The following is a 9,520-nucleotide window of genomic DNA, read 5'->3' as shown; positions in this document are numbered from 1 at the left end:
TTTTGCCTACTGCGACAGCGGGATGATCCCGTGGCTGCTGGTGACCGAGCTGCTGTGCCTGAAAGGGCAGAGCCTGGGCGAACTGGTGCGCGACCGCATGGCGGCGTTCCCGGCGAGCGGCGAGATCAACAGCAAACTGGCACAGCCCGCTGAGGCCATTGCCCGCGTGGAACAGCACTTTGCCATTCATGCGCTGGAGATTGACCGTACCGACGGCATCAGCATGGCGTTCCCGCAGTGGCGCTTCAACCTGCGCTCTTCCAACACCGAGCCGGTGGTGCGCCTGAACGTTGAGTCCCGGGCTGATGTGCCACTCATGGAAGAAAAAACAGAGGAAATTCTTGCGCTGCTAAGAAAGTGATTGTTAAAGCCTGCATTTTTGGCGGTTTAAATGTACCAGGATTATGCAATCGGTGTGACATAGGTCAGCAAACGCTATTCTTATCATCCGATCCTGAGTTAACATCAGATACACATTTCAAGCCGCGCACTAGTCGCGGCGACCACACCTGACAGGAGTATGTAATGTCCAAGCAACAGATCGGCGTTGTCGGTATGGCAGTGATGGGGCGCAACCTGGCGCTCAACATCGAAAGCCGTGGTTATACCGTCTCCGTTTTCAACCGCTCCCGTGATAAGACCGAAGAAGTCATCGCTGAGAATCCAGGCAAAAAACTGGTTCCTTTCTATACGGTTAAAGAGTTCGTTGAGTCTCTGGAAACACCTCGTCGTATCCTGTTAATGGTGAAAGCGGGCGCAGGTACCGATGCAGCTATCGATTCACTGAAACCGTATCTGGATAAAGGCGACATCATTATCGATGGCGGCAACACCTTCTTCCACGACACTATTCGTCGTAACCGTGAACTGTCTGCTGAAGGCTTCAACTTCATTGGTACCGGCGTATCCGGCGGTGAAGAGGGCGCTCTGAAAGGTCCATCCATCATGCCTGGCGGTCAGAAAGAAGCGTACGAACTGGTTGCGCCTATTCTGACTAAAATCGCAGCCGTAGCTGAAGACGGCGAGCCATGCGTGACCTATATCGGTCCTGATGGCGCTGGTCATTACGTGAAAATGGTTCACAACGGCATTGAATATGGCGACATGCAGCTGATTGCTGAAGCCTACTCTCTGCTGAAGGGCGGTCTGAACCTCTCCAACGAGGAGCTCGCAGAGACCTTCACCGAGTGGAACAAAGGCGAGCTGAACAGCTACCTTATCGACATCACCAAAGATATCTTCACCAAGAAAGATGAAGAGGGTAAATACCTGGTTGATGTGATTTTGGATGAAGCCGCTAACAAAGGCACCGGTAAATGGACCAGCCAGAGCTCTCTGGATCTGGGTGAGCCATTATCCCTGATCACCGAATCCGTATTTGCACGTTATATCTCTTCTCTGAAAGAGCAGCGCGTTGCGGCATCTAAGGTGCTGTCTGGTCCTCAGGCTAAACCCGCTGGTGACAAAGCTGAATTCGTTGAAAAAGTCCGTCGTGCACTGTACCTGGGTAAAATCGTCTCTTACGCGCAGGGCTTCTCTCAGCTGCGTGCAGCTTCAGACGAGAACAACTGGGATCTGAACTACGGTGAGATTGCGAAGATCTTCCGTGCCGGCTGTATCATTCGCGCCCAGTTCCTGCAAAAAATCACCGATGCCTATGCTGAAAATGCGGGTATCGCCAACCTTCTGCTGGCGCCTTACTTCAAGCAGATTGCTGACGAATATCAGCAGGCGCTGCGTGATGTTGTTGCGTACGCGGTGCAGAATGGTATCCCGGTTCCAACCTTCTCCGCTGCGGTGGCGTACTACGACAGCTATCGTGCTGCCGTTCTGCCAGCGAACCTGATTCAGGCACAGCGTGACTACTTCGGTGCGCATACCTATAAGCGTACGGATAAAGAAGGTGTGTTCCACACCGAATGGCTGGATTAATATACGGTTAGCCATGCCATCAAGCCCGGTAGCGATACCGGGCTTTTTTATCTTACCCGATCCACCTACTGTTTAATGGAATAGATTGCGTGAAAATTCTAGTTACTGGCGGTGCCGGTTTTATCGGTTCCGCGGTTATCCGACATATTATTAGCAATACTCGGGATAGCGTTGTTAACGTTGATAAATTGACCTATGCCGGTAATCTGGAATCCTTGCGTGAAGTAAGCGATAGCGAGCGCTATGTTTTTGAGCATGCCGATATATGTGATAAAGAGGCAATGGCGCGTATTTTTGCTACCCATCAGCCTGATGCGATAATGCACCTGGCTGCCGAGAGCCACGTCGACCGTTCTATTACCGGTCCCGCTGCGTTTATTGAAACCAATATTGTTGGCACGTATATCCTGTTAGAAACAAGTCGTGCTTACTGGTCTTCACTGGATGAGGCAGCAAAATCTACTTTCCGTTTCCATCATATTTCAACTGATGAGGTTTACGGCGATCTGCCTCATCCCGATGAACTTTATGACTCCACCCCGTTACCGCTGTTTACCGAGAAAACAGCGTACCAGCCAAGTAGCCCTTACTCAGCGTCAAAAGCGTCCAGTGACCATTTAGTTCGTGCCTGGATACGCACCTATGGTTTACCCGGGATTGTGACGAATTGTTCGAATAATTATGGCCCATACCACTTTCCTGAAAAGCTGATCCCTCTTGTTATCCTTAATGCGCTGGATAATAAACCATTGCCGATTTACGGAAAGGGCGATCAGATCCGTGACTGGTTATACGTTGAAGATCATGCTTGTGCACTGTATACGGTTCTGACCAGGGGTAAGCCGGGCGAAACCTATAATATTAGCGGCCATAACGAGAAGAAAAATATTGAAGTCGTTCAGACCATTTGTGATCTGCTCGATGACATGGTACCGAAAGAAACATCCTATCGCGCACAAATTACTTATGTCGCGGACCGACCAGGTCACGACAGACGTTATGCAATTGATGCTCATAAAATTAGCGACGAGCTCGGATGGACTCCCCTGGAAACCTTTGAAAGCGGCATCCGTAAAACGGTTGAATGGTATTTGAATAACCAGGAATGGGTATCGAATGTGAAAAGCGGCGCCTATAAGAGCTGGATTGAGCAGAATTATGGGGAGCGTAAGTAAATGACGAAACGTAAAGGGATTATATTAGCTGGCGGATCGGGTACACGTCTTTATCCCGTGACTATGGCCGTAAGTAAGCAATTGTTGCCAATTTACGATAAGCCAATGATCTATTATCCGCTCTCTACGCTTATGCTGGCAGGTATACGGGATATTCTGATTATCAGCACGCCTCAGGACACTCCGCGTTTTGAACAATTGCTCGGGAACGGTAGTCAATGGGGATTGCATATCCAGTACAAAGTGCAACCAAGTCCTGATGGACTGGCACAAGCTTTTATTCTGGGTGAAGAGTTTATCGGTGAGGATAATTGTGCGCTGGTATTAGGCGATAATATTTTCTACGGACACGATCTCCCCAGACTGCTTGAAGGCGCAGCAAGCCAGCAAGAGGGGGCGACCGTATTCGCCTATCATGTCAGCGATCCGGAACGCTATGGCGTCGTTGAGTTTGATAAAGACGGTACTGCAATTGGTCTTGAGGAGAAGCCTCAGCAACCCAAGAGTAATTACGCAATAACCGGTCTTTATTTTTACGACAACGATGTGATTGAGATGGCCAAAAGTTTAACGCCGTCCGAGCGAGGAGAACTCGAAATTACCGACATCAACCGCATCTATATGCAGCAGGGACGATTGTCTGTCGCGATGATGAGGCGCGGTTACGCCTGGCTGGATACCGGAACGCATCAGAGTATGATCGAAGCAAGCAATTTTATCGCCACAATTGAAGAGCGACAGGGGCTAAAAGTTTCATGTCCTGAAGAGATTGCGTTCCGACGAGGTTTTATTGATGCCGAACAACTTCGGGTACTCGCTGAACCATTGAAAAAGACCGGGTATGGTCAGTATCTGCTGAATCTGACCAAGGGATTAGTCTGATTTGACGAAGTAAGCAGTTTTTTTCTGCTTACTCTCGACTGCCCTTTAACGTCTTATTGTCGCTGTAAAACAGGTACTTTGCTTAGTGTTACGACAGGACTTTTTGTTGAGCAAAAACATTTTTCAAAAAACCTGAAACCTTGACAGCGAATGAAGGTTAGCGATAAAAAACGCTTAGTTAATCATTGTGGTGACTGTGTTATGGTCATCAAAAACTCAAACGTGTAGAAGTCAAACAAATGAAAATAACCATCTCCGGAACAGGCTATGTTGGTCTCTCAAACGGTATTCTGATTGCACAAAACCATGAAGTGGTTGCGCTGGATATCGTGCAGGCAAAAGTGGACATGCTTAACCAGAAGAAGTCCCCGATCGTCGATAAAGAAATTGAAGAATACCTCGCGACCAAACCGCTGAACTTCCGCGCTACCACGGACAAAGAAGATGCTTACCGCGATGCGGATTTCGTCATCATCGCCACGCCAACCGACTACGATCCTAAAACCAACTACTTCAATACCTCTACCGTTGAAGCGGTGATTAAAGACGTTACGGCAATCAACCCGAACGCAGTGATGATCATCAAGTCGACAATTCCAGTGGGTTTCACCAAATCGATTAAAGAAGAGTTGGGTATTGATAATGTCTTCTTCTCACCGGAGTTTCTTCGCGAGGGCAGGGCGTTATACGATAACCTGCACCCATCCCGTATCGTGATTGGCGAGCGTTCCGAGCGTGCGGAGCGTTTTGCTGCATTACTTCAGGAAGGCGCAATCAAAAAAGATATTCCGGTGCTGTTCACCGATTCCACTGAGGCAGAGGCGATAAAGCTTTTCGCTAACACCTATCTGGCTATGCGCGTGGCCTACTTCAACGAGCTGGACAGCTATGCCGAGAGCTTAGGTCTGAACACCCGTCAGATCATCGAGGGCGTGTGTCTTGACCCGCGTATCGGTAACCACTACAACAACCCGTCATTCGGTTACGGCGGCTACTGTCTGCCAAAAGATACCAAGCAGCTGCTGGCTAACTATCAGGCGGTGCCGAACAACCTGATTTCTGCCATTGTGGATGCCAACCGCACGCGTAAAGACTTCATCTCGGATTCCATTCTGGCGCGTCAGCCGAAAGTGGTGGGTGTTTATCGCCTGATCATGAAGAGCGGTTCCGATAACTTCCGCGCTTCTTCCATTCAGGGGATCATGAAGCGTATTAAGGCGAAGGGCGTGCAGGTCATTATTTATGAACCGGCGATGCAGGAAGATGAGTTCTTCCATTCGCGTGTGATCCGCGATCTGGATGCGTTTAAGAAAGAAGCGGATGTAATTATCTCCAACCGTATGGCGGAAGAGCTGGCGGACGTGAAAGATAAAGTCTATACCCGCGATTTGTTCGGCAGCGACTGATCAAAATCGTGATATAAAAAACCCGGCACTGTGCCGGGTTTTTTGTTTTTAAACGTTATAGAAGTTGCGGTACCAGTCGACGAAGTTTTTCACGCCTTCTTTGACTGAGGTTTGTGGTTTAAACCCAATAACGTCATACAGCGCTTTGGTGTCCGCGCTGGTCTCCAGCACGTCCCCCGGCTGGATCGGCATCATATTTTTCACCGCTTCTTTCCCCAGCGCCTCTTCAAGCGCGGTGATGTAATCCATCAGTTCGACAGGTGAGCTGTTACCGATGTTATACACGCGATACGGGGCAGAGCTGGTTGCTGGCGAACCGGCTTCGACCGTCCAGTCGGCATCGGCCTGAGGAATAACGTCCTGTAGGCGGATAATCGCCTCCGCAATATCATCGATATAGGTGAAGTCGCGCTTCATCTTGCCGTAGTTGTATACGTCGATGCTGTTGCCTTCAATCATGGCTTTGGTGAATTTGAACAGCGCCATGTCCGGTCGGCCCCATGGGCCATACACGGTAAAGAAGCGCAGGCCAGTGGTAGGCAGATTGTACAGATGCGAATAGGTATGCGACATCAGCTCGTTAGCTTTTTTGGTTGCCGCATACAGGGATACCGGATGATCCACGGAGTCGTCAGTAGAAAACGGCATCTTACGGTTGAGGCCGTAGACAGAGCTGGATGAAGCATACAGAAGGTGCTGAACCTTATTGTGGCGACAGCCTTCCAGTACGTTCAGGTGACCTACCAGGTTTGCATCTGCGTAGGCATGCGGGTTTTCCAGCGAGTAACGCACGCCCGCCTGGGCGGCAAGATGGATCACGCGGTCAAATTTCTCATTGGCGAAGAGCGCAGCCATGCCCTCGCGATCCGCTAAGTCTAGCTTGTGGAAGGTGAAACTCTCGGATTTGAGCAGTTCGAGGCGAGCGAGCTTGAGGTTTGGGTCATAGTAATCATTCAGATTATCAAGCCCAACAACTTCATGCCCTGCACCAAGCAGGCGCTTGCTGACATGAGAACCGATAAAACCCGCGGCACCCGTTACCAGAAATTTCATAGCTTCCCTCATTTACAGTGTTCTTGTTGATGCCCCAGGACATCAGAATCCGACTATGATAGCGCGTCGTACTTCACTTACATAACCCATCTTTCCGATATAACTCATCGGATTCTTATAGAAAAATCGCCAGCAACAGATACACTATGGAAACAAGATTGTTTTTGCCCTTTTTCATCTGTTAGGGATTGTATGACGCACAACAACGATAACCTGGTCACACGCAACAATGACCCGGAGCAAATTGATTTACTGGATTTAGTGCTACAGCTGTGGCGTGGTAAGTGGGTAATAGGGGCATTTGTTGCTGCTTTTATCGTTCTCGCCGTTATTTATATTACTGTAGCCAAAGAGAAATGGACGTCATCTGCTATCATAGCCCAGCCTGATGCGGCACAGATCGCCACCTATTCCAATGCTTTGAATATCCTCTATGGCGGCGCAGCTCCTGCGATGTTGGACATTCAAACTCGTGCCATTGGACGTTTCAATTCATCTTTCTCAGCATTAGCACAAGCGCTTGATAATCAAGAAGAGCCTGAGAAACTGACGATTGAACCGACTGTTAAAGGGCAGGGATTACCCTTAACGGTGACCTATCAGGGCGAATCGGCTGAAGCGGCACAAAAACAACTCGCTCAGTACATCCAGCAGGTTGACGAACAGACCGCTAAAGAACTGACGCTTGACCTCAGAGACAACCTGAAACAACAAATCACAACCCTGAACGACTCCCTCCAGAATCAGGAGAAAGTGGCACAGGAGCAAAAAGATCTGCGTATCAAGCAAATTTCTGAGGCACTTAAGAACGCGGAAGCGGCGAAAATTAGCACACCGCAGCTCCAGCAAACGCAGGATGTTACTCAGGAAACCATGTTCCTGCTGGGCACCGTAGCGCTCAAATCAATGGTTGATAACGAGGCGTCCCGTCCGCTGGTCTTCCCTGGCTCTTACTATCAGACCAAAAAGAACTTACTGGACATTGAAAACCTCAACGTTAACCCAGACACGTTACACGTCTATCGTTACGTGATGAAACCAGATCTGCCAATCAAGCGTGACAGCCCGAAAAAGGCCATCACCCTCATCCTTGCCGTTCTCCTCGGCGGGATCATCGGTTCTGCTGTCGTCCTTGGCCGTAACGCGCTGAGAAACTACAAGCCACGAGCCTGATTTACACACAAAAAAAGACCGGGTTTCCCCGGTCTTTTTTATTTATGCCGTTTCCGCAAATTCTCAATCACCGTCGTTAAATCCAGCTCCTGATCCTGAAGCAGCACCAGCAGGTGATACATCAAATCCGACGCTTCGTTCGTCAGCTCCTCACGGTCATGCACGGTGGCCGCCAGCGCCGTTTCAACGCCTTCCTCACCCACCTTCTGCGCAATACGCTTGGTGCCGCTGGCGTACAGTTTCGCCGTGTACGAGCTCTCGGGATCCGCTGATTTACGCTCTGCCAGCAGCTGTTCCAGCTGATAGAGGAACAGCCACTGGTGGCTCGCCTCGCCGAAGCAGCTGCTGGTGCCTTTGTGGCAGGTAGGCCCAATCGGGTTGACCAGCACCAGCAGGGTGTCGTTGTCGCAGTCTGGCGTAATGCTGACCACATTCAGGAAGTGACCCGAGGTTTCCCCTTTCGTCCACAGGCGCTGTTTGGTGCGCGAGAAAAACGTCACCTTGCCGCTGTCAAGCGTTTTTGTCAGTGCCTCCTGGTTCATGTATCCCAGCATCAGCACTTCGCCTGAAACGGCATGCTGTACAACCACCGGCAGTAATCCGTCAGTTTTTTCCCAGTCCAGCTGCGCCTGTTGTTGCTCTGTTAACATACCCTGATCTCCACGCCCTGGTCGGCCAGGTACGTTTTTAACTCACCAATATTGATAATCTGTTTATGGAACACGGAGGCGGCCAGCGCGCCGTCTACGTTCGCATCGCGGAAGGCTTCAAGGAAGTGTTCCATGGTGCCCGCGCCGCCGGAGGCAATCAGCGGAACCTGGCAGACCGCGCGCATTTTTTTCAGTTGCTCGAGGTCGTAACCGTTGCGTACGCCGTCCTGGTTCATCATGTTCAGCACAATCTCACCCGCACCGCGTTTTTGCACTTCCTGCACCCAGTCCAGCGTCTCCCATTGGGTGACGCGCGTGCGGCTTTCATCGCCGGTGTACTGGTTAACGTGATATTTTCCCGTCGCGGTATCAAACCAGGTGTCGATCCCCACGACAATGCACTGCACGCCAAAGCGGTCCGCCAGACGCGTAATCAGCTCCGGGTCGGCAAGCGCAGGGGAGTTAATTGAAATTTTGTCCGCACCGAAAGAGAGAATTTTCGCCGCATCGTCAGCAGATTTAATCCCGCCCGCCACGCAGAAGGGAATATCAATCACCTCTGCCACGCGCGCCACCCAGCTTTTGTCCACCACGCGGCCATCGCTGGAGGCGGTGATATCGTAAAATACCAGTTCGTCTGCGCCTTCTTCGGCATAGCGTTTTGCCAGCGGAACGATGTCGCCAATGATCTCGTGGTTGCGGAACTGCACGCCTTTTACAACCTGACCATCACGCACGTCCAGGCAGGGAATTATCCGTTTTGCCAGCATTGAATCGCCTCCTTCACCGTAAATTTGCCTTCCAGCAGCGCGCGACCCACGATCACGCCGCGTACTCCGGTTCCGCGCAGAGCGGCGATATCCGCCAGGTCGCCGATACCGCCAGAGGACTGAAACGCCACCTGCGGATAACGCGCGCATACCTCTTCATACAGCGAGACGTTAGATCCTGCGAGCGTACCATCGCGTGAAATATCCGTGCACAGCACATGCTTCAGCCCTACCGGGAGATACATCCCGACCAGCTCTTCCAGCGTTACGCCGGAGTTTTCCTGCCAGCCGCTGACCGCGACCTGCTTATTACCCTGCTCGTCAATGCGTACATCCAGCGCCAGCACCAGCGCATCCGCACCGAAGCGGCGGAACCAGCCCTTGACCGTCTCAGGATCTTTCACAGCGGTCGAACCGACCACCACGCGCGCCACGCCCGCGTCCAGTAAGGCGGCAACATCGGCTTCCGTACGCACGCC

General features: G+C 51.0%; 9 protein-coding genes and 1 pseudogene. 6 read left to right on the top strand and 4 right to left on the bottom strand.

All coding sequences use genetic code 11. The features are described 5' to 3' along the window. The 5 genes and pseudogenes from DD606_RS10750 to ugd all read left to right on the top strand — a co-directional run. Nucleotides 1-361: pseudogene (locus tag DD606_RS10750) on the top strand (phosphomannomutase CpsG); the annotation flags it as partial. 164 nt (nt 362-525) lie between these two features. Then, the gene (gndA, locus tag DD606_RS10745; RefSeq protein ID WP_006811221.1) at nt 526-1,932 is read left to right on the top strand and encodes an NADP-dependent phosphogluconate dehydrogenase; all 1,407 of its coding nucleotides are present in this window, start codon (nt 526-528) and stop codon (nt 1,930-1,932) included. Between the two features lie 89 nt (nt 1,933-2,021). After that, nucleotides 2,022-3,107 carry a dTDP-glucose 4,6-dehydratase gene (rfbB, locus tag DD606_RS10740; protein WP_129258618.1) on the top strand — a complete coding sequence of 362 codons (1,086 nt, stop codon included), beginning with the start codon at nt 2,022-2,024 and terminating at the stop codon, nt 3,105-3,107. Beyond that, on the top strand, nt 3,108-3,989 hold the full coding sequence (gene rfbA, locus DD606_RS10735) for a glucose-1-phosphate thymidylyltransferase RfbA (RefSeq protein ID WP_017693099.1): 882 nt from the start codon (nt 3,108-3,110) through the stop codon (nt 3,987-3,989). Between the two features lie 239 nt (nt 3,990-4,228). Then, entirely contained in the window at nt 4,229-5,395 is a 1,167-nt protein-coding gene (ugd, locus tag DD606_RS10730) for a UDP-glucose 6-dehydrogenase (protein ID WP_003859477.1), read from the top strand. Between the two features lie 48 nt (nt 5,396-5,443). Here the strand turns inward: ugd and DD606_RS10725 are convergent, their stop codons facing one another. Further along, nucleotides 5,444-6,448 (bottom strand): NAD-dependent epimerase, encoded by a 1,005-nt coding sequence (locus DD606_RS10725; protein WP_100397581.1) that lies wholly within the window; start codon nt 6,446-6,448, stop codon nt 5,444-5,446. A gap of 192 nt (nt 6,449-6,640) precedes the next feature. On the opposite strand from DD606_RS10725, the gene wzzB reads away from it, so the two are divergent. Next, nucleotides 6,641-7,621: an LPS O-antigen chain length determinant protein WzzB gene (wzzB, locus tag DD606_RS10720; protein WP_100397582.1), complete on the top strand. Its 981-nt coding sequence runs from the start codon at nt 6,641-6,643 to the stop codon at nt 7,619-7,621. A 38-nt stretch (nt 7,622-7,659) separates the two neighbouring features. Here wzzB and hisIE read toward each other — a convergent pair whose 3' ends face one another. The 3 genes from hisIE to DD606_RS10705 all read right to left on the bottom strand — a co-directional run. Continuing rightward, the gene (gene hisIE / locus DD606_RS10715) at nt 7,660-8,271 is read right to left on the bottom strand and encodes a bifunctional phosphoribosyl-AMP cyclohydrolase/phosphoribosyl-ATP diphosphatase HisIE (RefSeq protein WP_003859480.1); all 612 of its coding nucleotides are present in this window, start codon (nt 8,269-8,271) and stop codon (nt 7,660-7,662) included. Next, complete coding sequence (hisF, locus tag DD606_RS10710; RefSeq protein ID WP_129258616.1) at nt 8,265-9,041, bottom strand: imidazole glycerol phosphate synthase subunit HisF; 777 nt, start codon at nt 9,039-9,041, stop codon at nt 8,265-8,267. The genes hisIE and hisF overlap by 7 nt, the downstream gene beginning before the upstream one ends. Beyond that, nucleotides 9,023-9,520 (bottom strand): HisA/HisF-related TIM barrel protein (locus DD606_RS10705; RefSeq protein ID WP_129258614.1); only part of this gene is annotated, 498 nt, incomplete at its 5' end. The genes hisF and DD606_RS10705, both read right to left, overlap by 19 nt.

It is taken from the genome of Enterobacter cloacae complex sp. GF14B, from assembly GCF_004136805.1.
Classification (GTDB): Bacteria; Pseudomonadota; Gammaproteobacteria; order Enterobacterales; family Enterobacteriaceae; genus Enterobacter; species Enterobacter hormaechei_C.
This window is presented reverse-complemented; position numbering and strand designations above follow the sequence as displayed.

What these genes read in the sequence shown, in the direction of transcription:
- gndA (WP_006811221.1), top strand. Translation starts at nt 526, where the DNA reads ATGTCCAAGCAACAGATCGGCGTTGTCGGTATGGCAGTGATGGGGCGC.
- rfbA (WP_017693099.1), top strand. Translation starts at nt 3,108, where the DNA reads ATGACGAAACGTAAAGGGATTATATTAGCTGGCGGATCGGGTACACGT.
- ugd (WP_003859477.1), top strand. Translation starts at nt 4,229, where the DNA reads ATGAAAATAACCATCTCCGGAACAGGCTATGTTGGTCTCTCAAACGGT.
- DD606_RS10725 (WP_100397581.1), bottom strand. Translation starts at nt 6,448, where the DNA reads ATGAAATTTCTGGTAACGGGTGCCGCGGGTTTTATCGGTTCTCATGTC.
- wzzB (WP_100397582.1), top strand. Translation starts at nt 6,641, where the DNA reads ATGACGCACAACAACGATAACCTGGTCACACGCAACAATGACCCGGAG.
- hisIE (WP_003859480.1), bottom strand. Translation starts at nt 8,271, where the DNA reads ATGTTAACAGAGCAACAACAGGCGCAGCTGGACTGGGAAAAAACTGAC.
- hisF (WP_129258616.1), bottom strand. Translation starts at nt 9,041, where the DNA reads ATGCTGGCAAAACGGATAATTCCCTGCCTGGACGTGCGTGATGGTCAG.